Origin of the sequence: Hyphomicrobium sp. D-2 (assembly GCF_029872155.1) — a bacterium.
GTDB lineage: Bacteria > Pseudomonadota > Alphaproteobacteria > Rhizobiales > Hyphomicrobiaceae > Hyphomicrobium_A.
In genome coordinates this window covers 428,951-454,699 of the sequence record NZ_JARXLA010000002.1, presented here as the reverse complement: position 1 = coordinate 454,699, position 25,749 = coordinate 428,951, and the positions used below count along the sequence as shown (strand labels likewise).

Here is a 25,749-nt window from a genome sequence, read left to right as displayed (position 1 = left end):
CTTTTGGCGATACTCACCGTGGGTTAAGTCCGACGTCTGACAACAGCGGTACGAATCGTACTAACAACACCGGATCGAGGACCGCTTAGCGGCCTCGCCGATATTGTCTTGATTGGAAATCGTGTTTCGCGTGCCATTCTTCCACGCGAGGATTTTACACGTGGCGCATGCCCGGCCCCCACTTTCCGTCGACAGCCGCTTGCCTAACGATGCAAGCTTACACATCACGCGGATAACGGGCTTAGCTGGCATTTGCTGTGCTCTCATTGCACTGAACGCATCACCCGCTGCAGCGCAGGTTCCACCGGCCGGATGTCATGTCGGGGCAGATCCCTCCGTCGTCAATTGCACCGGCAATCACAGTGGCGGCATATCGCTCATCAACGGCGCCGGGCCATTCGAGACGCTGAACGTTTTCGCGCTGACGTCCAACATCACGCCTGCGTCCAGCACGGCCGGTATTTTCTTCACCAGCAGCACTAACGTCGTTCTCGATGTCGCGCTCGGTTCGCATTCCATTTCGACTGCGAATGCCAGCGGCATTCTGGTAGCCGCATTGGGCGTCAACAGCACGCTTGATGCCTCCGTTGCTGGCAAGATCGCGACCAGTGGAAACTTCGCCCACGGCATCGTTGCCAGCACGGCGAATGGCGACCTTAACCTCAATTACGCCGGTGCGATCACGGTACTCGGCAACGATTCCGATGCGGTGCGTGCCACCAGCGCCATAGGCGTGATTGTGCTCAACATCGCCGGCGACTTGACTACGTCCGGTAACGATTCGCTCGGCGTCTACACCGCCGCCGCATCCGACATCTTCGTCAATATGGCAGGTCAGATCAGCACGTCGGGCATCGCCAGCATGGGGCTGGTGGCGCAGACGCTGGGCGGCTCAGCGATCGTCAATGCCGCCGGTTCAATCACGACATTGAGCGATGATGCAGTCGGCATCTTCATCGAGGCCACCAACGTCGGGTTGGTCAACTCGAGCGCCAACATTTCTACGCAGGGCAATACCGCCGAAGGCATTCGTGTTGCGAGCCAGCAAGGGTCTGGCGTTATTTCAACAGGCAATATCACCACCGCAGGTGATAATTCCGCTGGTATCTGGGCCGAGGCCCTATCTGGCGATGTCGCAGTAGCCAATGGCGGAACAATCATTACAACCGGCGACACGGCCGATGGCATGTATGCGTTCTCGGCAACGGGTACTGCAGCGGCTGCCAATGCGGGCACTATCGCAGCAACCGGCCTCGGCTCCGCAGGCATTTTCGTGTCAGGCAACGCCGGCGCGATCGTCCTGAACAGCGGCTCAATTGTCGGTGGCGCATGTTGTTCGGCGGTCATGATGGATTCCGCCACCGACGCCCTGCTAATAAATTTCGGCACGATCTCCGCTTACGGTGGCGGCGGTGCCGTCGACATCATCAGCCCTGCCGCTTCGATGCAAAACTACGGCACCATCAACGGCGACATCGTTATTGCGGATGGTTTTGCGCCGGTTGGAAGCATCTCCAACCTTGTCAGCGGCGTGCTGAATACGGCCGACACAGTGACGGCGGCAACGGTGACGAACGAAGGTACGATCGCACCCGGTGGACGTGGAAGCGTCCAGATAACCATTGTTGGCGGAGACCTGGTCCAAACCGCAACGGGCGTCTACGCCGTCGACCTCGACCCGGCTTCAACCGGCGGACCACTGACGACCAACGACGCACTCGGCGTTACAGGTTCGGCTGTGCTGGCCGGAAAGGTCGAGGCTCGGTTTAAAAGCGTCCCGTTGGCAGCCGCGCAAACATTCACCATTCTCTCGGCCCTGGGCGGTTTGACGGACGACGGCCTTGGTTTGATCGCCAGCCCTGTTGCCAGAGCGGCGCTTGAGTTCGTGGGCGACGATCTGCTGCTGAGCTACAGCATCGATTTCTCTGACGTCGGCGTTCTCAATCCGAACCAGCGCGCAATTGCCCGCAACCTGCAGAGCGTGTTTGAGGCGGGTTCGGGCGGCGTAGCGCCGGTACTGCTCGGTCTTCTGAATACGGGCGATATCGACGGCTACCGCAACGCGCTCGACCAGCTTTCGCCTGAGCTTTACACCGATGCACAGATCGCAACGCTTTATGCCAACCTTGCGTTCGCGAACAGCATGCTTTCCTGCCGCGTCAACGGCTCTGACACTGCTTCCATCATTCGCGAAGGACAGTGCCTGTGGGCTGGCGCCAGCGCACGGTTCCTGAACAGCGGTACAACGCGCGACCAGATCGGCTATCAGGACACGGCGGGAATGTTCACTGCTGGCGTGCAGGTTGCGCTGGATGACGTGTGGCGGCTTGGCTTTGCGGGTGGCTACCAGCAAAGCAGCAGCTCCTCCGCCACCCATGCTACCAGTGACGGTGCGCTTGGACAGGCAGGCGTGGCGCTGAAGTACAATCCGGGATCGCTGCTGCTGGCTGCAACACTGAGCGGCGGCGGCGCAAGTTACGATACCACACGCCCGCTGGCATTCGGCGGCTTTGCCGCAACGGCTGACGGCACCGCGGACTATGGCTTCATCAATGGCGGTGTGCGCGCCGCCTACGTGCTCGGTTCGCCGGATCTGTTCTGGAAGCCGATCCTTGATATGAACCTCACGCACATCGCGCTGGATGGTTTCACCGAGAGCGGTGGTGGCGGTGCGGGCCTAACCGTGCATAGCGCAAGCCAGACCGTATTTTCTATCGTGCCGACGGTTGAAGTAGGATCGGAGTTCTGGCTCTCGAACGGCACGCTGGTGCGACCGCTCGTGCGCGGCGGTGCAATCTGGTACTCGGACGACGACTTCGCACTCTCCGCCGGCTTTACCCAGGCGCCTGCGGGCGTTGGCCCCTTCACGATCATGACACGGCAGGATCAGGCGATGGGGATCGTCGGTGCGGGGCTGGAGGTCATCAACGCCAACAACGACACGCTACGCATCAACTACGATGCGCAGCTCGGCGAGACGACGCAGATTCACTCCATCGGCATCCGCGGCAGCGCCAGCTTCTGACATCGTGTTGCCGTCACGGCACGGCACGAACTGCGCCACCCAGGTGCAGCCCGATGGAACGTACGACGTTGTCACTCTTCGATGTAGTTCGGCGGCGTACTATGCCAGCGGTAGCCTTCGCGACCGACGCGGTAGCCATATTCAAACAGCGCGTTCATGTAATCGCGGTCGAATGGCCCTTTGTACGGCAGTCCAAAGTCGTCTTCGATGTAAGCCAATTTGAAATCGATGCCGTCGCGCTTCGTGGTCATGTACATGCGATAGATGTCGTTGACCGCGCTTGATGCGGTCATGGTGGAAATGGCCTGCTGCGCAATCTTCAGGGTTTGTCGATCCACATTTTCCTCAGGGCGATAAAGTCGGCCATTACGGATCACATACGCTGCGGGGCGCGCACCTTTCACCCCCAGCTCCTTCAGCTTGGCCTTGAGATTGAACGACGGCGGATACAGAAACGCCTGCGCAATCGCGCCGCCATCAACGTGCATTTCCTGATAGTCGCGGCCATCAATCGCGATGTTGATCATCACCGGCGGGAAAACGCCCGGCACGGCGGCCGAGGCCAGCAGAATATCGACAATCAGCAACCGCGCGCGGGGATGATCGCTTGAGGCAATGGCGCCGATGTTCCAGATCACCGAGCGGCCCTGATCGAGATTGGTGGTGAGGATCAGCAGTATGCGGCCTTTGCCGTACTCCTCAGCCAGACGTCGCACCATCCGCTGATCGACATAGCCATCGATGCGTTCACGCAGCGGCGTCGAATCCGCCATCGCGTCGTCAGCCACAGCCGCCATGAATGTCCGCGGCCGGAAGATGTCGCCCGGGCTGGTCTCCGTGTACATGCTTTTGAGTTGCCGATCGTATTCCGAGCCAAGGAACACGAACGGTGCCGACAGAGCGCCGGTGGACACGCCGGTGACCACCGCGAAGTTCGGGCGATCGCCGCGTTCGCTCCATCCCGTCAGCAAGCCAGCGCCATAGGCGCCGTCATCGCCGCCGCCGGATATGGCCAGAAACGCCCGCGTTGTATGCGGCTGATAAGCGTCGCCGTCATGGCCGACGAGACCAGCGGCCTTGGCGCGCTGATAGGAGCGCGTGGCCAACTTTGAGATGCGGTCGGTATCTGTATCCGCATAGAAGCGGGCATCCGGGATATCGAGTGGAATGGCGTCGGCCGCCAGCGACAGCGGCACCGCAGGCAGACGGCTGGTGGATGCGCAGCCCGCAACCACGACCACCGCTACAACAACAGACAGCGCCGCCGCCCAGGCGCGCGGAAGCTGGCAGGCAACAGCTATGGACCGCGCACGGGCGCGAGCAAGCCCGATGGTGAGACCGATGACGCGGAACATGCTTCCCCCAGCCCACCCGGGCCGCAAATGCGACTGACGCCAACGGCGCCGGCCCTCAGTTTAGTCCGTGAAATGGCGTAGTTATGTCGTGATCGCGCCACACAATTTCGAGATCCACTGTCACGATTAACATTCACACGGCTTTGCGCCCGCGCATCTTGATCGCCACGCGAAGTGGCGGCATCGTCTGGCCATGCTGACTCTGATGCTGCTCCGTCACGCCAAATCAAGCTGGGACAACCCGGCCGATGCCGATTTCGACCGGCCGCTGGCCAAGCGCGGACAGAAGGCTGCCCCGCGCATGGGGGCCGAGATTGCCCATCTGGGGCTGGTGCCGGAGCTGGTGCTGTGCTCATCGGCGACACGCACCCGGCAAACCCTCGATCTGGTGCTGGAATCGTGGCCGGAACCCCACCCTGAGGTTGTGTTCACCGAGGCCATCTACATGGCCACGCCGGAGGAACTGCTGGCTCAGGTTCGCTCGGTTGCATCACGCAGCCCAGCGCCTTCCCGTATCATGGTGCTGGGACACAACCCCGGCATGGAGGATTTTGCCGCCGATCTCGCTGGCCGCGGAGACGCTGACGCGCGCAAGCTTCTGGCTGAGAAATATCCGACCTGTGCGCTGGCCGTGCTGACTTTCGCGGCAGCCGAGTGGTCCGACGTTGATTTCGGGGCCGGCAATCTGGAGCGGTTCATAACCCCGGCAATGCTTGCCTGAACCGCCCGCTGGAGCGTGGGCAGGCATGCTAGCGCGCCGCCATTTACTTGACGCTGCCCCGTGCGCTCCCTACACCCTCTCCAACCGGATGACACTCACGATGGGCCAGGGACGCGCAGACAGCCATGCTGATCCTCATCGATAACTATGACAGCTTCACCTACAATCTCGTTCATTTCCTGGGCGAGCTGGGTGCCCCGTGCGAGGTGATCCGCAACGACAAGGCTACGGCCGACGAGGTGATCGCCGCCAAGCCGCAGGCCATCGTGCTGTCGCCCGGCCCGTGCACACCCAACGAAGCTGGCGTCTGCCTGGATCTCATCGCCAAGGCCGAGGGCAAGATCCCGCTGCTGGGCGTGTGCCTTGGTCACCAATCCATCGGTCAGGCCTACGGCGGGAAGGTGATCCGCGCGCCCGAGCCGCTGCACGGCAAGCTTTCGACCATCCACCATTCGGACAAGGGCGTGTTCAAGGGCCTGCCCGAGCAATTCGAGGTTACGCGCTATCACTCGCTGATCGTCGATCGCGCCAGTCTGCCCGATGAGCTGGAAATCACCGCGGAAACGTCGGACGGCATCATCATGGGCCTGCAGCACAAGACCCATCCGGTCCACGGCGTGCAGTTCCACCCCGAAAGTATTGCATCCGAACAGGGCCACGCCCTGCTCGCCAATTTTCTTGAGCTTGCGGACATGAACCCTATCCGCCGCAAGACGCCCTTCGCGCGCACCGCCGCATAATTCACCACACGAAATTCAAGGCTTTGCCATGCCCGCCATCGAGCTGAAACTCCTCATGCAGAAGGTGGCGACGGGCGCCAGCCTTACCGAAGACGAGATCAAGGACGCGCTGGAAACCATGATGTCCGGCGTTGCCACGCCGGTGCAGATGGCCGCGTTCCTGATGGCGTTGCGCGTGCGCGGCGAAACCATCCCTGAGATCACCGGCGCCGCCCAACTGATGCGCGAGCGCATGCTGCCGGTGGAAGCTCCACCCAACGCCGTCGACATCGTGGGCACGGGCGGTGACGGGCACAACACCTTTAACGTCTCGACGTGCGCTGCCATCGTTGCAGCCGGTGCAGGCATCCCGATCGCCAAGCACGGCAACCGCGCGGTGTCGTCACTTTCCGGCGCATCCGATGTTCTGACTGCACTCGGCGTGAAGATCGACGTTTCGCCGATCGTCATTTCGCGCTCGATTGCGCAGGCGGGCGTTGGCTTCATGTGGGCCCCGATGCATCACTCGGCCATGAAGCACTGGGCGGCCGCGCGCGGCGAACTGGGCATCCGCACCATTTTCAATCTCATTGGTCCGCTGGCAAACCCCGCTCGGGTGAAACGTCAGATCGTCGGCGTCTTCAACGCAGCCTGGACTGAGCCGGTTGCTGAGGTTCTAAGGAACCTTGGTTCGGAACATGCCTGGGTTGTGCATGGCTCAGACGGCCTCGACGAAATCACCACCACCGGCCGCACGCGCATCACCGAGTTGAAGGACGGCGAGATCCGCACCTTTGAGGTTGGGCCGGAGGACGCTGGTCTGCCATCGGCGACCCTTGCTGACCTGAAGGGCGGTGACGCCAGTGTGAACGCCACCGCAATCCGCAATCTGCTGGCGGGCGAAGAAGGGCCGTTCCGCGATATCGTGCTGCTGAATGCGGCCGCCGCGCTTATCGTGGGTGGCAAGGCGGCGGACCTGCGCGAAGGCGCCGAACGGGCAGCGCGCGCTATCGATGACGGCGCTGCTGCGCGGGCACTCGATACGCTTGTCGCCGTCACCAACGAAGTGCTGTAAGCCGCTCGTGATTGCGTGCACGCGAACGAAAACGCGTGCACTTGGTGGCTTCCGCCCGTCGTCACGTCAATCGGTAACACTGCCTTAGCGCAACGCTACAGCGTCGAAAGCGGCTGCAAGATCTTTGGCGCCCTGCTTGCGCATTTCGCGCTCCATCTTTTCGTCCGTCGCCGCCAGCAGCTTTGACACAGTGTTATTGCGTGCGGCTACCGGATTGCGCTCATAACCGCCGCGCTGGAAAAAGTTTGACGTCGGAACGATCTCGCGCAGTATCGGCGGCATCGTCAGCATATCGAAGCCGTTGCCGTCTCCCGTCAGGTTCATCATTTCCAGCTCGGCGGCGGTCAGCGTCGCGTCATAGCCCTTCGCCTTGGCGAAGTTGATCGAGTTGGTCAGCTTACGTGTCTGCAGCATCGGACCGATGTCTATATCGAGGTTGAGCGCGTGCACGCCGATACCCTTCGGCGTACTGGCCAGCCGACCGTGCGCGTTCCAGTCGTTCGGCACCGTGCGCGCAAACGCCACCATTTTTCTCAGGTTGGCGATCTTGCGTTCCAGCGCTTGCCTGCGCGGTCCGTCGGCAATAGCTGCGCTCTCCTTCAGCGTGCCGATAAATTCCGATCCAGCTTCCGCCAGCAGGCCAATCGTGTTGGTGGTGAGCAGCTGATTGTAGCCCAGCGCCGTTGAAATCACCTTGCCCTTCGGATCGTGCTCGCGCCCGGCCTGAATATCGTGCTGGCCATCACCACCGGCTTCAAACGCGTAGATCTTTACGGCAACCTTCGCTTCAATACCCTTGGCGGCTGCAAACTGAGCATAGGCGCGCTTGAATGCGACCTCGCTTTGCGGACGCTCCGGTTCGAAATCGTATTCCGCCTTCGCCGCGGCAAGAAACTCCTGCACGTCGGGAATCGGACTTTTTGTTTTCGGTGCGAGTGGATTGTCAGGCTTCGGCGGCCCGGTAAATGCCGGCGGCTGTTCCATCACATAGTCAGCCTCGGTCAGGGTCAGACCGTTGGCCATCTTGGTCCGCCGGCGCGAACGCTTTTCCGTCACCGACTGCCAGTAGGGCGCGGCGATCTTCTCGTAGTCTTCCCAAGCGCGATTATGGGCGGCCAGCAGTTCGCGGTACTCATCGAGATGCGTCTTCAGCGGAGCCGGCGCATCGCCTTCCGTCGCCGGAGCATCAACCGCAAAGGCCGTCGTGGCGAACACGGGACCGCCCAGCGCCAGCCCGAGACAAACGCTCACAACACGCGAGACCGGGCGCCGCCCAAAGAAGATCCGTCGTGCCATGCGCGTCCAGCCTCCAATCGATCGCAATCGCTTCCCCGGTGCGAAAGCAAGGCGTTTATGCGGTACCATTGCGGCAAAGCCGCGATAGAATGCAAATCGTCCGTTGGCGTGAACAATTCGCCGGGCGTTGGCCATGCGGCTTAGCGCCCGGCGTTGCTTAAGGAAGTATTAAGGGCGGCTGCACTGGCAAGACCAATGTCCGCACGGGGGTCGCCTGAACTCGCAGTCTCGGCCAGCGGCAAGCGCAGCCCCAGCGCACGCATTGCGCACGCCAATATCGTCGCGAAAACTCCATCTTTCTAGCATCACTTTCGCGCCGCGCTGGCGGATGAATTGTTTTGCAGCATCTCGACACGCTGGAACGCCAGCTTTGATTTATGGATTTTTCGCCGTGGAAATAACGGACATCGCACTCAAGGTGATCGGCGCCTTTTACGCGTTCGCCGGATTGGTCGGCACCCGAGCCGGGCTGATGTCGATATTCTTCGACAAGGCCATCGCCGCCATCTCGATGAAAAAAACCAGCATGCCTGAGCGCATCCAGAGCGCATGGCTGGTTACTGCTTCAGGGCTGGTCTTTCTAGGCGGCGTGCTGCTGCTTGCAGGACTTGAAGCTGCCGTCTGGATCTTCGCGCTGTCGACATTGGCACAGGCGTTCTACCTCTATGTCATCGCACCGCGATATTTCGATGCCGACAATCCGCCCGACACCACCGGACGCCGCCAGACGACAAACGCGTTTGTTATCTATTTCGCGGCAACTGCATTCGTGGTGTGGGCCACCTGGCACGGACGGCTGATGCCGCTTGCCGCTCTCAACCAGACCGCCGCGCTCGTCACTGTTGCGGCGCTGGTGTTGTACCTCGGATATGTATTCAAAACGCTGTGGTGGCAGCCCAAGCCCAAATCACCGCTGGCAGCTTTCGGTGCTGGAGAAAACGGCGATGAATACAACAGCGGCCCGGCCCTGCCCGCCCATGAGTGCACGCGCATCAAGCTGATGTGCGACTATCAGTGTGATCCGCTTTGGGCGCTGGATGAGGATCGCTATGGCTGCTTCTCGCCGGACATGATCGAACTCTCTGACGGCCTGCGCGCCGACCTGAAGAACTGGGCGCAGAGCTATGACACCTCGTTCAACATGGAGGATTTTTCAAACCCGCACTGGAGCGATGCGCAATATGCTGCCCACGAGGCTGAGGGACGGCGTCTGGCCGGCCGGCTGAAACGTGAGCGCCCCGATCTGATGGTCTATGTGATGGAACCCGCGACCGGCGTAGTCGAAATACACGCAACGGAACCGGCCTGAGCCTTCAAGCGCAGATTGCTGCGTCGCAGCGAGCCTGACTAGAGGCCTGCTGGCGGGTAAAGCGGCCGCCATCGCTTGACCGTGCCGGGGCCCACGGGTAGCAAGCCCTGAAGCACCAATGAAACGCCGGAAACCATGGCCGACATTCTCGAGAAAATCACCCGCTACAAACTTGAAGAGATCGCCCGTGCCAAAACGGCCGTACCTCTGCGCGTCGTGGCGGAACTGGCCCGCAGCGCTCCGCGTGTCCGCCCCTTCGCCGATGCCATCGCGGCCAAGCATGCCGCTAGCCTGCCGGCACTTATCGCTGAAATCAAGAAGGCCAGCCCTTCCAAGGGCCTCATCCGCGAGGACTTCGATCCTCCAGCGCTAGCGAAGGCCTACGAGGCCGGTGGCGCTGCGTGCCTGTCGATACTGACGGACACGCCGTCGTTTCAGGGCGCCCCCGAATATCTGACCCAGGCCCGCGCTGCCTGCACCCTGCCCGCGCTGCGGAAAGATTTCATGCTCGACACCTATCAGGTGGCCGAGGCGCGCGCGTGGGGCGCTGACTGCATTCTCATCATTCTGGCGCAGGTGAACGACGCGACCGCGCATGACCTTGCCCGTGCCGCGAAGGATTGGGGCATGGACGCCATCGCGGAAGTCCATGACGAGGCCGAACTCGACCGAGCGCTGGCGCTGGACTGCCGTCTCATCGGCATCAACAATCGCAACCTGAAGACATTCGACGTCACGCTGGCAACGACGGAGCGCCTTGCGCCGCGCATTCCAGCCGATCGTATCGTGGTTGGCGAAAGCGGCATCTTCACCCCCGCGGATATCGAGCTGCTGGAACGCGTGGGCGTTAACACGTTCCTGGTAGGTGAAAGCCTGATGCGGCAGCAGGACGTCACCGCGGCAACGCGCACCCTGCTCGCGCGCAACCGCGCCGCGTGAGATAGTGGCGCGCGTTCATCGACCGACACGCTTCGCTTGACACGCCCCTGCCCTAACCACGAGCGCCGCACGGCGCCGAACGATCGGAGTGCAACATGGCCAGGCTCACGCACATCGACGACAAGGGCGATGCGCGGATGGTGGATGTATCGGACAAGCCCGCAACAACGCGGACGGCCATCGCGGCGGGCTTTATCACCATGCAGCTCGCAACTCTCGACTTGATGAACTCCGGCAACGCACCCAAGGGTGACGTGCTGGCGACCGCGCGCATCGCCGGCATCATGGCCGCCAAGCGCACCCATGAATTGATCCCGCTGTGCCATCCGCTGGCGCTGTCGAAGGTTGTCGTGACATTGCAACCCGGCGATGCGCCGTGTGGCGTGCATGTCTCGGCCGAGGTCAAGACCAGCGGCCCAACCGGCGTTGAAATGGAAGCACTAACCGCCGTTTCAGTTGCCTGCCTTACGCTCTACGACATGCTGAAAGCGGTGGATCGCGGGATGACGATTCAAGACATCCGGCTGATGGAAAAATCCGGCGGACGCTCCGGCGATTTTCGCGCGGAGAGCGCTTGAATGTCGCTGCTCCCGGTTGAAGAGGCATTGCGGCGCGTTCTCGAAAGCGTCACACCGCTCGGCAGCGAAACGGTTGATCTCATTGCCGCTGGCGGTCGTGTGCTGTCGGATGACGTCATCGCGCATCTCACACAGCCGCCATTCAATGCCTCCGCCATGGACGGCTATGCGGTGCGTGGCGACGACGTCAAATCGGCGCCCGCGCATCTCACCGTCATTGGTGAGGCCAATGCCGGTGGTCCGTTCAACGGAGTTGTCGGGCCCGGCGAGGCCGTGCGCATCTTTACCGGCGGCAGTCTGCCCGAAGGCGCCGATACGGTTATCATCCAGGAGAACACCGAACGCGACGGTGAAGCTCTGACCGTCCTCGAACCGGCATCTCTCGCAGCGAACGTCCGCAGGATGGGCAGCGATTTTCGCGCCGGTGAAACGCTGCTTAAAGCTGGCCGTCGGCTCAATGCCTCCGCCATCACGCTGGCCGCAGCCGGTGGCCATGCGCAGCTCGCCGTGCGCCGCAAGCCGCGCATCGCCATTCTGGCAACCGGTGACGAGCTTGTGGCCCCAGGCAACAAACCGGGTATCGGCCAGATCATTTCATCCAATCCCTATGGCCTGGCCGCGCTGATCGAGAGCTTTGGCGGCGAAGCATGTCTGTTGGGGATTGCTGCCGACAACATGCCAGCGCTTACAGCCGCACTGGCCGGAGCTGATGACGCCGACGTACTGGTGACGATCGGCGGCGCGTCGGTGGGCGACCGTGACCTCGTCAAACCGGCGCTGGAAGCGCGTGGGATGGCACTCGACTTCTGGAAGGTAGCGATCCGCCCCGGCAAGCCGATGCTGTTCGGGCGCCTCAATACACATCAGCGCGTGCTTGGGCTGCCGGGCAACCCGCTTTCCTGCCTCATCACAGCGCGAATTTTTCTGGTGCCGCTGCTCTATGCATTTCTGGGGCGCACGGACGATCCCCTCGCCGAACAGACTGCGGTCCTCGCTGGAGCGATTCCTGAAAACGGACCGCGCCAACATTATATGCGCGCACTTCTAACGCCGTTGCCGGGCGAACTTCCGCGCGCGGCGCCACTGTCATCATTTGACAGCGCCCATATCACCGCCCTCGCCACCGCGAACGCCCTGATCGTGCGCGCACCCTGTGCAAAGCCTGCGGCTGCGGGCGAGATCGTGCGCGTTCTGCCGATCGATTTCTGAGCGGCCATACAACGACACTTGCGGAACGCCTGTGGAACGGTTAGGGTACGTTCATGATTTGTCCGGGGTGCTGGACAGACGTGGCTCAAGTGGTCGTTTTTTTAAATCCACGGTTCGGGGCTGGCGGCTGGCATTCCATTTGCGGGAGACCCCATGCTCACTGAGAAGCAAAAGGAGCTGCTGCTCTTCATTCACGAGCGCATGCAGGAAAAGGGTGTCCCACCTTCCTTTGACGAGATGAAGGATGCATTGGATCTCAAATCCAAATCCGGCATCCACCGCCTCATTACAGCCCTGGTCGAACGGGGTTTCATCCGCAGGCTTCCCCACCGCGCGCGCGCCATTGAGGTCATCCGGCTGCCGGAAAATCAAACGGCGCCATCGGCAGCAGCATCAACAGCGGCGGCGCGACGCCCCGATCTCAGCGTCATTGAGGGCAGTCGTCCGCGCGAGTTTGCGGCGCCCCCTTCAACCATTATCGACGGGCGTACGGTGTCGGTGCCGGTCATGGGCCGCATTGCCGCCGGCACGCCAATCAGCGCCATTCAGAACCACAGTCACGATATCGCCTGCCCCCCCGATCTGCTCACCAACGGCGAGCATTTCGCCCTTGAAGTGAAGGGCGATTCAATGATCGAAGCGGGCATTCTGGATGGTGATATCGTCATCATCCGGCGTTGCAACACCGCTGAAAATGGCGACATCGTCGTGGCCTTGGTGGAGCAGGAAGAAGCGACGCTGAAACGCCTGCGCAAAAAGGGCACCACGATTGCGCTGGAAGCCGCTAACCCGGAGTTCAAGACGCGCATCTTCGGTCCGGATCAGGTGGATATTCAGGGGCGGCTTGTCGGACTTATGCGCCGGTTCTAATCAGATAGCTGCCCGCTTCCTCGCTGCGGAGCGGGCTGTGTCGGAGTTTATTCAGCTCGCGGATATCCGCGCCTGAAACCTGTAGCTGCATGCTCTTGTGCCGGCAGGCTAGGCCTCCCTACCGGCTTCAATCCTGACCGGGTGCAATCAGCTCGGAAGCGTTATCATGCGCCGGGTTGTTGCCAGCAGTGGTCCGCGATGCAGGGCTGCGTTCAGCGACGCCCTCTGACGCTGGGCCAGCGAGTGCCCCTGACGCCGGATCATCGCCAGCCGCTGCCGTAGATGCCGCGCGTCGTGGCGAAGGCATCGACCATGGTCGCTCCCCGCGCGCGGCGGCGACAGTTTCAATTTCGATCGCGCCATCGCGTCCTATGTAGATGGCGTGCGCTCCGTGTCTGCGCGCGGCGAAAAAGTCGATCACCGCTTTTGGCTGCGTACAGCTGCGAGGACTGACCAGCGCTGAAACCAGGATCTCGGCACGGCGGCAATCCTCGGCGAATGCCGCCGGGTGGCGGGCCACGGCGATGCCTAGCCCCGCATACGATGCCGTGCAGCCAACACCGTCACAGCGGAACGCTTCGCCTTTCACAGCATGCTCTAAATCACTTTTCCAGCCATCGTGCTCAACCCAGCGCTCAAGCTCGAAGCCGGCGCGTTTGCCACCCAGCGCCGACAAAGCACCGTTGTTGTCGCGCACGGCAACGATTGCGCCATCCCGCCCAATCAGCATATCCGGCGTGCGCAAAGTCGGCGCCAGAGCAACACCAATGGCCGCCAGCACAAGCCCGGCAAAGCGCCAGCGCGTCCGCCACAGCATCAGCCACAATCCACCCGCAACCATGAACAGAAACGCATACGACGGCATCGCCGGAACGTTGACGACTGCGCCGGGCAGTTCCGCCACCCGATAGGCCACCCACACCGTAAAATCGATGCCCCAGCCCATGACGATGAGCGGCCAGCTTTTCGAGGCCAAGCGGCATGGCGACAAGGGCAGCCAGGGCGGCAGGCATCACCGCAATGTTGCATATCGGCAGTGCGATCAGGTTCGCCAGTACCGCATATTGCTGCGAGGTGTGGAAGTGATAGGCACCGAACGGAGCAACGGCCGCGCTGGCAATCAATGTCGTCAGCACGATGCCGCCGAAGAACATCGCAAGGCGCATGTATGACCGCTCAGCCAAAGCGATCCAGGTCGGGCGTTCGCGCAGCGCTTCGTACAGACTGACCAGCGCCAGCACAGCCGCGAACGACATCTGGAACCCGACATCCAGCAGGCTCTCGGGAAAGAGCACCAGAATGATCGTGGCTGCCAGAATGACATTGCGCAGCGCCAATGCCGGACGATCCAGCATCACAGCGAAAAACATGATCGCCACCATGATCGCGGAGCGAACGGTGGCGAACGCTCCGCCGGAAATCAGCAGATAGCCGATCGCCGCTAGCATCGCGATGCCTGCCGCCCACTTCTTGATCGGATAGCGCAATGCAACCGCCGGCAGCAGCGCCAGCAGGAAGCGCACAGCCAGAAAAACCGATCCGGCCATCACCGCCATATGGAAGCCAGAGATGGACAGCAGATGCACCAGACCGGAATCGCGGAATGCATCGTTGGTTGCGGTGGAAATGCCGCCGCGCTCGCCGGTCAATAGCGCAGTTGCCATGGCGCCCGTTTCGCCCGGAAGAACAACGGAAATCCGATCGCCAATAACCTGCCGCACGCGCTCGACGTACGACCACAGGCGCAGATCCAATGGCGCCTCGCCCGCCTCATCATCGATGCGCGGAACCGAGAAAGTATATCCGACCGCACCCAGTCCCTTGAACCACGCCTGACGGCCGAAGTCGTAATCGCCCGGCAACGCCGGTGAAGATGGCGGCATCAGCGAAGCGCGCACCCGTATCGGCATGCCCGGCTTCAGCTCTGGCACCGCCCGCGTCGTGGTAATCCGCACGCGCTGAGGGCGGCGGTCCGGGGCCAGATTGCCAATCGATGCAATACGCACCGTGAGACGCTGGCCACGCTGCGCCCGAGGCTCAACCAGTTCGAGCCAGCCGCGCACCTCCGCCGCGCCCATCTGTTTCGTCAGCACCGGCGCGCGCACATATTCCGCCCGCAGCTTCGCCAACCCGAATCCGAGTGTCGCCGCTGTGAGCGCTGCAAGCACAAGCGCACCGATCAAGCCGCGTGGGCCACCTGAGCCGGTGGCCATGCGCCACGCGACGACACTCAGAAACGGCACCAGCGCGGTGAGCAGCGATGGCTCCACGGGAAGCGCGAAATAAACGCCGATACCCAGTCCGATCATCACCGGAAGCCAGTAGAAGCAACGCTCCTGCTCAACTTCCAGACGGCGGAGCAACGCGGCGTGCAGCCCGCGGCCGTGCGCCACCCCTCCCCCGATCGCAACTGCCCCATCCATCGCCGAAAACCCGGTGCCCCTTACTCCCCCCGTCCTGGCATGCTACATCGACCGAAAGCACCCCGCATCCAACGGCAATAGTTAAAAATATGACCGACAAAACACGCCGCGACGCAGCGCCGATCGTGCGCTTTGCTCCTTCGCCCACGGGATATCTGCATATCGGTGGCGCGCGCACCGCGCTTTTCAACTGGCTGTATGCACGCGGGCGCGGTGGAAAAATGCTGCTGCGCATTGAAGATACCGATCGCGAGCGGAACAATCCGGCCGCCGTTGCCGCCATTCTGGACGGCCTGAAATGGCTTGAGCTCGATTGGGACGGCGATGAGGTTTCGCAGTATGGCCGCGCCAAGCGTCACCGCCAGGTGGCCGAAGAGCTGCTGGCCAGCGGACACGCCTATCGCTGCTGGTTGCAGCCCGATGAACTCGATCGCATGCGCGAGGAAGCGCAGGCCGAAAAGCGGCCGCTGACGATCCGCTCCCCCTGGCGCGACCGCGATCCCGCCGAAGCTCCCGCTGGCCTGTCCTACGCTGTCCGCCTCAAGGCACCGCGCGAGGGTGAAACAGTGGTGGATGATCTCGTGCAGGGCCGCGTCGTGTTCCAGAACAAGGAACTGGATGATCTCATCATCCTGCGCTCGGACGGCAACCCGACTTACAACCTCGCCGTTGTTGTTGATGACCACGACATGCAGATCACCGAAGTGATCCGCGGCGTCGATCATCTCACCAATGCTGCCCGCCAGACGCAGATCTACGAAGCGATGGGATGGCAGGTGCCGCGCTTCGCCCATGTGCCGCTGATCCATGGACCCGACGGCGCCAAACTTTCAAAGCGTCACGGTGCGCTCGGCGTCGAAGCCTATCGCGACATGGGATACCTGCCCGCCGCGCTACGCAACTATCTGGTGCGCCTGGGCTGGAGCCACGGCAACGACGAGATCATGTCGACATCGCAGATGCTCGACTGGTTCGATCTGCCGGACATCAACCGCGCACCGGCACGGTTCGACTACGCCAAGCTCGAAGACCTCAACGGCCATTACATCCGTCACACGTCGGATCAGGAACTGCTGCAGCGGATCGAAGACTTGCTGCCGTCCATTCCGGAAGGCACGTTCATTGCCGAACGGCTGGATGCAAACATGCACGCCAAGTTTCTGCTCGCCATGCCAGGGCTCAAGGAGCGGGCAAAAACGCTGATTGAACTCATCGAAAGCGCGATGTTCCTGTTCGCGGATCGTCCGCTGCCGGTCGATGAAAAGGCGCAAAAAATCCTGGACGATGGTGGACGCCTTACACTTCAGCAGCTGTTGCCCGATCTTGAGGCAGCGTCCCACTGGTCGGCCGCTGATCTGGAAGCTATCGTGCGCAACTACGCCGAGAAGACAGGTGCCAAGCTCGGCAAGGTCGCGCAACCGTTGCGCGCCGCGCTGACGGGAAAATCGGTTTCACCGCCGGTCTTCGATGTTCTGGCAGTTCTTGGCCGCGATGAAGCGCTTGACCGCATCCGCGATCAGGCGGCGGGGTAGTTCGTCCTAAAGAACAATATGCCGTCTACGCATGATTGCGCATCACTAAGAGATATCACGCAAATTTTGCAAATTGCGTTGCGTTGGCGAAGTTCTCGTTGCATGTATGTTGCAATGCGAAAGTGATATAGCATATCGCTTCGGCACTTCCACGGAGGGCGCTCTGCCCTTCGTGCCCTACATGTCGATCTGTCTTTCGCTGGACGCCGATCGTACAAGCCCGCCGCTACCAGACGGGTGCAGATGATCGGTTCCGACCTCCGGGAACTACAGGAAACTGCGCCATGAATGTTCACGACAAGGGGCACGCCGACGCTGCGGCCGCCGAGCTTTCACTCGCCGACAAGAAGTCCACCCTGCCGGTGCGCAGTGGAACTCTTGGTCCGGATGTCATTGACGTCGGCAAGCTCTATCGTGACACAGGCTGTTTCACTTACGATCCTGGCTTCACGTCGACTGCGAATTGCTCATCGCGCATCACCTACATCGATGGCGACGCCGGCATACTGCTGTATCGCGGCTATCCGATAGATCAGCTCGCGGAGCACTCCAGTTTCCTTGAAGTCTGCTATCTGCTGCTGCACGGCGAACTGCCGACGCACGACCAGTACGCCGCATTCAACACCACGATCATGCGGCACACCATGTTGCATGAGCAGATGACGCGCTTCTTCACCGGCTTCCGCCGCGACGCGCATCCGATGGCCGTCATGGTTGGCACCGTTGGCGCGCTGTCGTCGTTCTATCACGACTCCACCGACATCAACGATCCAGCGCAGCGCGCAATGGCTTCGCATCGCATGCTGGCAAAGATGCCGACGATTGCATCGATGGCCTACAAGTATTCAATCGGTCAGCCGTTCATCTATCCGCGCAACGACCTCGACTACACCACCAACTTCCTGCAGATGTGCTTTGCCATCCCATGCGAGCCGTATGTCGCCAATCCGGTGCTGACGCGCGCGCTTGATCGCATTTTCATCCTGCACGCCGACCACGAGCAGAACGCATCCACGTCGACCGTGCGTCTGGCCGGTTCGTCGGGCGCCAATCCGTTTGCATGCATCGCCGCCGGCATCGCCTGCCTGTGGGGACCGGCGCACGGTGGCGCCAACGAGGCCGCTTTGAACATGCTGGCCGAGATCGGCAGCGTGGAGCGCATCCCGGAATTCATCGCCAAGGCCAAGGACAAGAACTCAGGCTTCCGCCTGATGGGCTTCGGCCATCGCGTCTACAAGAACTACGATCCGCGCGCCAAGGTGATGCAGAAAACGTGTCACGAGGTACTGGACGCGCTCGGCATCCATAACGATCCGCTGTTGAAGGTGGCGATCGAACTGGAGCGCATCGCGCTGCAGGACGAGTACTTCATCGAAAAGAAGCTCTATCCCAACATCGATTTCTACTCCGGCATCACGCTGCGCGCGCTTGGCTTCCCGGTGTCGATGTTCACGGTGCTGTTCGCCATCGCGCGCACCGTAGGCTGGATCGCGCAGTGGAAAGAAATGATCGAGGATCCCGAGCAGCGCATCGGCCGTCCACGCCAGCTTTACATGGGAGCGCCCGAGCGCAACTACGTGCCCATCAACGAGCGATAAAACTCTGGCGCTCGGCGACTGGCTGCCTGCAGTGAAGACATCCCTACGCTCGGCGGCTGGCTCTCCGGAGGAGAGTCGCCGAGCGCATCAAGCAACCACGGCCGGCTCCCCGCAGGGCAGTCGCCGAGCGCCAACGAAACTTCGCCAACTTAAAACTTCCAGAGAATTTTACCCTGCACGCCGTTATCCTGCAGATCACCGGCAAGCTGGCCGACATAGGACACGCCCAGCACTGCATCTTCGCTGAGCTGAATATCGAGGCCAGCCTCCAGCAACGCGCTTGAGCGGGCCAACGGCACGCCGAGAATGCCAAAGCTGGCGCCGGAACTTGCGAACGCCAGCGCAAGATCGGGCGTCGTGTCGCCGAACGCATACTGCCAGGCCGCCGAGGCACGTGGCGTCACCAGAACCCCACCCATCGGGAGCGTTGTGGCAGCGCGCAGGCCCAGCGTCGAATAGCCGACATTCTCGTTGCTGCCGCGCACGGCCAGGGCCGCCGCACCGCCGCTCTCGGTGAAACCATCCGTGTTCAGATGTACCCACGCAAGGCCAGCAAATGGCTCGATCGCTGATGCACCGGACACGAACGGATGCGCGAGTTCAGCGAACAGCTGGCCGACATCGCCGTTATAGCTTGCCTCTTGCAGCGACGCGAACCCCGGAAACACAACCGCGCGCGAAGCTTCAATGTCGCTCCATGTCCAGGTGCCGCCAGCGCGCAGCGCAAACGATCCCACTGGGCCGCCCGCGTATGCCGCCAGCGTGTAACTGTCGATTTCCGACGACGAGTTGCGCGCGCCAACGGAAATATTCGAGCGCGCATAACCCGCCGCGACACCCGCGCGCCAGCCATCGCCAAGCCCTGTATCGACACCCGATACAAAGCCGCCGAGCGTGCGCTCAACCGCGGCGGCATTGCCGTTACCGTCGTAGCTGCCCCACGAACCAAAGCCTTGCGTCCAGAAAACGAGGCCGTCGGAATATGCAGGCGCAAACGCATGCGATCCGCGTCCGCTGCCGTCGCCCATGCCGAGCGCCATGCGGCCTTCCATCGGCACGGATGCCACGGCGAATGTCGTCGGCCCGCCTGCTCCGAGCGCCATCTGCTGCCCGCCTGCGCCGCCCTGCGCGTAGGACGACTGCAACAGCCGGTCGAGGATGGATCCGCGAGCAAAGCGCGCCTGATCGATCAGCACGCCGATGGTCGAGGCATAAATCTCACCCGACATTGCGTTGTACGCCTGCCGCGCACCTTCCGCCGTCTGCCCAATTACGGCCTGATACAACGGGTCGTTGAAGTCGAGCGTGTCGAGAGCGCCGGCAACCGCATGCTCGTTGTAGGTCTGCGCCGCATAGAGGAACGCTGCCGTATTCGCCAGCGTCAGATAAACGTTGTTGGCGTCATAGCTCAGCGTCGGCGTCAGGAACGCCATGTTGGTGGTGACGTTCGGATTGAACTGACCGGTGACGCCGCCCGTGCTGGTGATGATCGTGTACTGCGTCGAGGGCATGTACTTGCCCAGCTGCGCCAGCACATCCACAACGGCGGTGGCATCGATCACCGCGACACCCTGCGCCATCAAGCGGTCGTTCTGGCCAGCAGCGTTCACGCCGACCTGAAAGACGGCATTGGGTCCCAGTCCCACGGTCTCCGTAACCGTGAGCTGATTGAGGGCTCCACCCGGCGCCAAGGTGGCACCCAGCACCGCTACGCCGCCGAGAATGGTCCCGCCGCCACCAAGTATCCCGTCAGCACCAACGATATGAACTTCGCCTGCGGTGCCGATCTGGCCCTCGACGTTAAGCCGCCCCCCTAACACCAACGCAGAACCGGTGAAATTATTGCCGGTCAGGGTCCAGGTGCTGGAGTCAATTTTACCCAGCGTCTGAAAGCCGCTGAACTGTGTGTCGTAGTTGATGCTGCCATCCGCAGTGCCGCCAAGCACGAACGTGTCGTCGCCGTCGCCAGCAACGGCGCCGTTCAACGATGCACCAGCGTGAACGATGAGCGAATCGGTTCCACTGAGAAACTTTACGGCATTGGCCTGAGTGGCACCGTCGCCGCTGAAGCCGCCCGACACAGAGCCGGTCGACAGCACCGTGACTTCCATATTGCTGCCACTGACACCTTCGCCACCAGCTCCTACAGTTCCAAAATCAAAAACACTGCCGCCGTTGCCGCCGGTAACTGCGCCACCGATCGTTACGCCACCGGCGCCATAAATGCCGTAGCCACCCTGTCCGCCCGCCGCCGGGCCGCCGGAACCATCAGAGCCCGCGCGACCGCCATTGCCGCCGGTTACAGGGCCAGTGAACGTCGTCTGGTTACCGCTGCCGATCAGCCACGCACCAAAACCACCACTCCCACCATTGCCTCCACGTCCACTTGCAGCCGTCTGATGGCCGCCATCGCCGCCATCGCCGCCGGTGACTGCACCATTCACAGTCACGGTGTTGTTGGCCCCAAATATGGAGTAACCCACGCCGCCCGAGCCACCCCAGCCGCCACCGTTCAAACCTGCATTGCCGCCCGAGCCACCAACCATGGTACCGGTGAACGCGCCGGTCTTGTTCGAACCGTCCACGACGAGACCCCAGCCGCCGCTGCCGCCGCCGCCGCCGTAGTCGCTGCTGCCTCCGCCGCTACCGCCGATCCCCCCCTGGAACACCACCCCGTCGATATCCGGAAGCTCAGTGCGCACAGCGCCATGGGCCGCGCCACCACCGCCGCCACCGGATACGGGATCGCTCGATCCGTCCTGGCCATTATCGCCCGGATTGACGCCACCGGCACCGCCGGCTCCTGTCCCGTTTCCACCCGAGGCACCGGATAAGCCGGCACCGCCGCCGCCACCGCCGGTCGCCGGGTTGGATAGTCCGATGGACCCCACGCCATTGAGGCTATCCCCGCCACCAGTGGTGCCACCGCCGCTCTGGCCGCCATTGGCCATGACAGGTGCTGAAGTGAAAAGCGCCGCCGCCAGCGCGATAGCCGACACCCCAGCTAACAACTGGATGGATCGGTATGGCTTCGCTGCGCTACGCATTGGACCCCAAATTCAAAATGGATGTTCCGGCCACGCCGTAAAATCGATTCATGAACGATAATCAGGAGCTGGACCAATCGCGGCAAGCTGCAAGCAACGGTTGCGGTGAATATCGCAAGCAACCGTTGCCCATGGGTCACAAAAATTCAGGCGCCGCCTGCCTACGCAGATCGCCGGCCGCGCGTGGCGTAATCGAGCACGATGTCTGCGGCGAGATCGCTCGGCGTCGCACCTTCGATCAGCATGCAGTGCGGAATGCGGGCCAGCGCCGCGAGTTGCGCCTGGCTCTCGGGCGTATCGCGCAACAGCGGCTCGATGGCGTCCGCCATTTTCTCCGGCGTGCAGTTCTCCTGCAGATATTCAGGGAACGCATTTTCTTCCAGCACCAGGTTCGCCAGCACCACCGAGTGCACTTTCACCAGATGCTTGAGTTGAGCGGCCAGCCGATCGACCTTGTAGCCGACAACCATCGGCGTTCCCGCTAGCGCCAGTTCGAGCGTCACCGTGCCTGATGCCGCCAGCGCCGCATGCGCCAGCCGGAAAGCGCGGAATTTGTCTTCGTCGCCTTCGACGAAATGCGGCGGCTCGCGCCACGTCTGCGCATGCTGCTGAATGATGGCGCGCACATGCGGCACTGCCGGAATGATAATTTGCGGGCGCAGACGGCGATTGTGCAGCTCTTCAATCGTGGCGCCAAAGGGTTGCATCAACCGCGTCACCTCTGACGTCCGGCTGCCCGGCAACACGACGATGACAGGCCGTGCAGGGTCAAGCTGCAGTCGTTCGGCCAGCACCGTTGGATCAAGCCCCTGAATCCACTCCAGACGCTCGATCAGTGGGTGGCCGACATAGGAGCACGGCGGGCCACCGAGCCGCTCATGCGCGGCCGGCTCGAATGGCAACAGCGCCAGCACATGATCGACATACGGCCGCATCTTGCGCGCGCGCCCCGAGCGCCAGGCCCACACGCTGGGCGAAACATAATCGATGATCGGAATCGACGGCGCGCGCTTGCGGATGCGCTTGGCAATCGGATGGGTGAATTCCGGCGCATCGATGATGACCACGGCATCGGGTTCCGCCGCTACCGCCGCGTCGACTGTGCGATACACGCGCGACACCAATCGCGGCAGGCGGGCCAGAATATTCAGTGGTCCCATCACCGCCACGTCGGACAACGGAAACTGTGACGCCAGCCCCGCATGCTCCATCGTCTCGCCGCCGACGCCGAGATAGTGCACCCGGCCATTGCATCTCGCCGTCAGCGCCGTCATCAGCTTGCCACCGAGGGCGTCGCCCGAGTGTTCGCCTGCGACCAGAAAAATGCGCAGATCGTCTCGGCTACGCGGAGAAACAGAAGCGCGCGCTGGTCTTGCTGCAAGGCTCATCGCGCTCATTCCTCTTTGATGTGACGATCAGTCTTTTCGACGAGCAGCACCAATCCAAGGCCGTCGGCCTGGGCGATGTATGGCGCAACATCGTCGGCACAAACTCCCAACACCGCAATACCGGCAATGCGGTTCGCTTCTGCACAGGCTAGCAGCCTGCCAACTTCATCAAGCTGCTGAACAGCAATAACGGCGATTGCCGTCGGCTGGCGGCGGGACTTACGCCCCCACTGACGCAGTCGGCCCGCCCTGGAAGCAAGCGCTTCATGGCCTTCGCCACATGCAATCGCAAGGATATGGCCACGATCAATAACTGCGCCTTCGCTACGCGCGTATGGGCGCAACGCCGTCAACGCGTCAGCGGCTTTCGTTGCGTCGGCACTTTGCTGACTGGAGGGCTTATGCTTTCCCACCGCCACAAATCCACGCAATCCGGCCAGCGCAGCCGCCGCCTCGCCACCGTGGTCAGCAACGCCCTCGACAAACATCTGTGCCAAATTGGCAGCGCGCGCGAGTTCATCACGCTCCAGCGCAATTGCGCCATCCGCCAGCACCGCAACGCCCCGCAGCCCGGCTTCCAGCACGCGACTAACCGTTTGCGGCCCAATTGCTGGCAGATCGACGCGCATTTCCTGTCGGGGCTTGGGACGCTTCACCAGCACGCCTCGTCGGCCTGTCGTCGTGGGTGCGTCTATCGCATCGCCTTGCGATACACTTCGCGCCCGCCTGTCAGGCGGCTTCACCAGCCGCGCGAGCATCGCATCCGTGTTTTCCGCGCCTTCGATGGCCGCAATTCGCCCGTCCGCCACCACCACAGCCTGGCCAATATCGAACGGCCCCAAAGCCCTCACAACATCAAACCCAAGTGCAACGTCAGCTCTGTCCGCAGCTGTCATGCGCTCCTGCCCCAGCGGCCCCGCGCTTACCCGAAGCGACGGCATAACATCCACCGGCGACACAACTTTGAAGCCCTTGCTTTCGAAGAAGCGCACGATGCGGCTCAGGATGCTGTCGTCGCCGCCGGTACGCAGGATGCGAAGCACCGCCGGCATGTTCGTCACCACGCCGAAATCCGGGCGCAGCGAAGCCACGTCCGGACGGCGTACTGCGCCAACGATCACAAGCTCGCTAACGGATGCATTGCGCAACGCGCGCAACAGACGGCCAATCTGCGCCCAGCCAACACGGGTAAGCGGAAACGGCTCAAGATCGGTGTCGTCGCCTTCGCCGGCAATCGACACGATGTGAACAAGGTCGCCGCGCGCTGTAACATGCGCGGCGATCTCGCGTGGCAGAGAGCCCGCTCCGGCAACGATCCCGACGACGCGCGGCCGCTGCGTCATATGTCAGGCTCCGGTCGCGTCTTTCGGCGTGCAGAGGCTGCGCTTGCCGCCGACGCGGATGAACGCGATGATTTCCTCGACAATCGGCTGCCCGGCAAATTCCTTCGCCACGTCGTCTGTGCGCTCCGAGAGCGTGCCCTCAGCCGCAAAAAGCGCGCGGTAGGCACGGCGCAGATTGTGGATGTCCTCGCGGGAGAAGCCGCGCCTCTGCAGGCCAACGATGTTGAGCCCGGACAGATAGGCGCGATTACCAAGCGCCATGCCATAGGGGATGAGATCGTTCTCAAGCCCGGACATGCCACCCAGGAACGAATGCGCACCCACGCGCGCAAACTGGATCACTGCCGCGCCGCCACCCAGAATGGCGAAATCGCCAACGGTGCAATGTCCCGCCAACATCACGTTGTTGGAGAACACCACGTTGTTGCCGACATGGCAGTCATGGCCGACATGGGAGTTGGCCAGAAACGCACAGCGGTCGCCGATGGTGGTCGCATAGCCGCCACCTTCCGTGCCCGGATTGAGCGTCACGCCTTCGCGGATCATGCAGTCGGCGCCAACCGAGAGCGTCGAAGCTTCGCCACGAAACTTCAGATCCTGCGGCTGATGGCCGATAGAGGCGAACGGAAAGATGCGCGTGCGCGGACCGATGGAAGTGCGGCCAGCCACCGCGACATGGCTGAGCAGTTCGACGCCTTCGGCAAGTGTCACCTCAGGGCCGACGACGCAATACGGCCCGATCTTTACACCGGGACCGATCTGAGCGCCGTCCTCAATCACCGCTGTCGGGTGCGCGGTGTAATCACCCATGTTTTTGAGCCGCAAAGGCGCGTGCTTCAGCGGTGTCGGCGAGCATCGCGCTTACCTCTGCTTCGGCAACAACCGCACCATCAACCTTGGCCTCGCCATAGAAACGCCAGACGCGCCCGCGGTTGCGGATCTTGCGGACGTGATAGTGAAGCTGGTCGCCCGGCAGCACCGGCTTGCGGAACTTGGCGCGATCGATGCCCATGAAGTAAACCAGCTCGGCGACGTAGTCTTCGCCCAGGCTGTGCACGCACAGCGCGCCTGCCGTCTGCGCCAGACCTTCGATGATCAGCACACCGGGCATCACCGGGTACTGCGGGAAATGGCCCTGGAAAAACGGCTCGTTGATGGTGACGTTCTTTACGCCCACACAACTGCGATCGCCGTCCATGTCATAGATGCGGTCCAGCATCAGGAACGGATAGCGATGCGGCAGCAGCTTCATAACGCGCGCGATATCTGCCGTTGCCAGCGCCGTCGCACCTGTGGGTTCCGTCATATCGTTCATTCTCTTC

The 25,749-nt window shown here is 62.2% G+C and carries 20 protein-coding genes; 11 read left to right on the top strand and 9 right to left on the bottom strand.

All coding sequences use genetic code 11. The features are described 5' to 3' along the window. Positions 1 to 160 precede the first annotated feature (160 nt). Entirely contained in the window at positions 161 to 3,025 is a 2,865-nt protein-coding gene (locus QEZ49_RS03935; RefSeq protein WP_280384413.1) for an autotransporter domain-containing protein, read from the top strand. 71 nt (positions 3,026 to 3,096) lie between these two features. Here the strand turns inward: QEZ49_RS03935 and QEZ49_RS03930 are convergent, their stop codons facing one another. Then, the gene (locus QEZ49_RS03930; protein WP_280384411.1) at positions 3,097 to 4,380 is read right to left on the bottom strand and encodes a patatin-like phospholipase family protein; all 1,284 of its coding nucleotides are present in this window, start codon (positions 4,378 to 4,380) and stop codon (positions 3,097 to 3,099) included. A gap of 193 nt (positions 4,381 to 4,573) precedes the next feature. Here QEZ49_RS03930 and QEZ49_RS03925 point away from each other — a divergent pair, with 193 nt between their 5' ends. The 3 genes from QEZ49_RS03925 (at position 4,574) to trpD (ending at position 6,895) form a co-directional block, all read left to right on the top strand. After that, the gene (locus QEZ49_RS03925; RefSeq protein ID WP_280384409.1) at positions 4,574 to 5,101 is read left to right on the top strand and encodes a histidine phosphatase family protein; all 528 of its coding nucleotides are present in this window, start codon (positions 4,574 to 4,576) and stop codon (positions 5,099 to 5,101) included. 125 nt (positions 5,102 to 5,226) lie between these two features. Next, positions 5,227 to 5,841, top strand: coding sequence for an aminodeoxychorismate/anthranilate synthase component II (locus tag QEZ49_RS03920; protein WP_280384408.1), 615 nt, complete (start codon positions 5,227 to 5,229; stop codon positions 5,839 to 5,841). A gap of 28 nt (positions 5,842 to 5,869) precedes the next feature. After that, positions 5,870 to 6,895, top strand: a complete 1,026-nt coding sequence (gene trpD / locus QEZ49_RS03915) for an anthranilate phosphoribosyltransferase (RefSeq protein WP_280384406.1) — start codon at positions 5,870 to 5,872, stop codon at positions 6,893 to 6,895. A gap of 84 nt (positions 6,896 to 6,979) precedes the next feature. Here trpD and QEZ49_RS03910 read toward each other — a convergent pair whose 3' ends face one another. Next, positions 6,980 to 8,191 carry a hypothetical protein gene (locus QEZ49_RS03910; RefSeq protein WP_280384404.1) on the bottom strand — a complete coding sequence of 404 codons (1,212 nt, stop codon included), beginning with the start codon at positions 8,189 to 8,191 and terminating at the stop codon, positions 6,980 to 6,982. A gap of 391 nt (positions 8,192 to 8,582) precedes the next feature. Here QEZ49_RS03910 and QEZ49_RS03905 point away from each other — a divergent pair, with 391 nt between their 5' ends. From QEZ49_RS03905 to lexA, 5 genes are all read left to right on the top strand, one after another. Next, entirely contained in the window at positions 8,583 to 9,500 is a 918-nt protein-coding gene (locus QEZ49_RS03905; protein WP_280384402.1) for a hypothetical protein, read from the top strand. 135 nt (positions 9,501 to 9,635) lie between these two features. Further along, on the top strand, positions 9,636 to 10,439 hold the full coding sequence (gene trpC / locus QEZ49_RS03900) for an indole-3-glycerol phosphate synthase TrpC (RefSeq protein ID WP_280384400.1): 804 nt from the start codon (positions 9,636 to 9,638) through the stop codon (positions 10,437 to 10,439). A gap of 95 nt (positions 10,440 to 10,534) precedes the next feature. After that, complete coding sequence (gene moaC / locus QEZ49_RS03895) at positions 10,535 to 11,017, top strand: cyclic pyranopterin monophosphate synthase MoaC (RefSeq protein ID WP_280384399.1); 483 nt, start codon at positions 10,535 to 10,537, stop codon at positions 11,015 to 11,017. Beyond that, on the top strand, positions 11,018 to 12,226 hold the full coding sequence (gene glp / locus QEZ49_RS03890) for a gephyrin-like molybdotransferase Glp (RefSeq protein ID WP_280384397.1): 1,209 nt from the start codon (positions 11,018 to 11,020) through the stop codon (positions 12,224 to 12,226). It abuts the gene before it with no gap. 153 nt (positions 12,227 to 12,379) lie between these two features. After that, positions 12,380 to 13,096 (top strand): transcriptional repressor LexA, encoded by a 717-nt coding sequence (gene lexA, locus QEZ49_RS03885; protein WP_280384395.1) that lies wholly within the window; start codon positions 12,380 to 12,382, stop codon positions 13,094 to 13,096. Positions 13,097 to 13,223: 127 nt separating this feature from the next. Here the strand turns inward: lexA and QEZ49_RS03880 are convergent, their stop codons facing one another. Together QEZ49_RS03880 and QEZ49_RS03875 are read right to left on the bottom strand one after the other, a co-directional pair. Continuing rightward, complete coding sequence (locus tag QEZ49_RS03880; RefSeq protein WP_280384393.1) at positions 13,224 to 13,793, bottom strand: hypothetical protein; 570 nt, start codon at positions 13,791 to 13,793, stop codon at positions 13,224 to 13,226. Beyond that, positions 13,732 to 15,489: a ComEC/Rec2 family competence protein gene (locus tag QEZ49_RS03875; protein WP_280384391.1), complete on the bottom strand. Its 1,758-nt coding sequence runs from the start codon at positions 15,487 to 15,489 to the stop codon at positions 13,732 to 13,734. The genes QEZ49_RS03880 and QEZ49_RS03875 overlap by 62 nt, the downstream gene beginning before the upstream one ends. A 119-nt stretch (positions 15,490 to 15,608) precedes the next feature. Here QEZ49_RS03875 and gltX point away from each other — a divergent pair, with 119 nt between their 5' ends. Both gltX and gltA read left to right on the top strand, forming a co-directional pair. Then, positions 15,609 to 17,051 carry a glutamate--tRNA ligase gene (gene gltX / locus QEZ49_RS03870; RefSeq protein WP_280384389.1) on the top strand — a complete coding sequence of 481 codons (1,443 nt, stop codon included), beginning with the start codon at positions 15,609 to 15,611 and terminating at the stop codon, positions 17,049 to 17,051. Positions 17,052 to 17,335: 284 nt separating this feature from the next. Further along, positions 17,336 to 18,649, top strand: coding sequence for a citrate synthase (gene gltA, locus QEZ49_RS03865; protein ID WP_280384387.1), 1,314 nt, complete (start codon positions 17,336 to 17,338; stop codon positions 18,647 to 18,649). Positions 18,650 to 18,798: 149 nt separating this feature from the next. On the opposite strand, the gene QEZ49_RS03860 is transcribed toward gltA, so the two are convergent. The 5 genes from QEZ49_RS03860 to fabZ form a co-directional block, all read right to left on the bottom strand. Next, positions 18,799 to 21,696 (bottom strand): autotransporter outer membrane beta-barrel domain-containing protein, encoded by a 2,898-nt coding sequence (locus QEZ49_RS03860; RefSeq protein WP_280384385.1) that lies wholly within the window; start codon positions 21,694 to 21,696, stop codon positions 18,799 to 18,801. A gap of 161 nt (positions 21,697 to 21,857) precedes the next feature. After that, positions 21,858 to 23,084 carry a lipid-A-disaccharide synthase gene (lpxB, locus tag QEZ49_RS03855; RefSeq protein WP_280384383.1) on the bottom strand — a complete coding sequence of 409 codons (1,227 nt, stop codon included), beginning with the start codon at positions 23,082 to 23,084 and terminating at the stop codon, positions 21,858 to 21,860. A 5-nt stretch (positions 23,085 to 23,089) separates the two neighbouring features. Further along, positions 23,090 to 24,427, bottom strand: a complete 1,338-nt coding sequence (lpxI, locus tag QEZ49_RS03850) for a UDP-2,3-diacylglucosamine diphosphatase LpxI (protein ID WP_280384381.1) — start codon at positions 24,425 to 24,427, stop codon at positions 23,090 to 23,092. Between the two features lie 3 nt (positions 24,428 to 24,430). After that, positions 24,431 to 25,237, bottom strand: a complete 807-nt coding sequence (gene lpxA / locus QEZ49_RS03845) for an acyl-ACP--UDP-N-acetylglucosamine O-acyltransferase (protein ID WP_280384379.1) — start codon at positions 25,235 to 25,237, stop codon at positions 24,431 to 24,433. Then, complete coding sequence (gene fabZ / locus QEZ49_RS03840; protein WP_280384377.1) at positions 25,230 to 25,742, bottom strand: 3-hydroxyacyl-ACP dehydratase FabZ; 513 nt, start codon at positions 25,740 to 25,742, stop codon at positions 25,230 to 25,232. Before fabZ ends, lpxA begins: the two co-directional genes overlap by 8 nt. Positions 25,743 to 25,749: the final 7 nt, after the last annotated feature.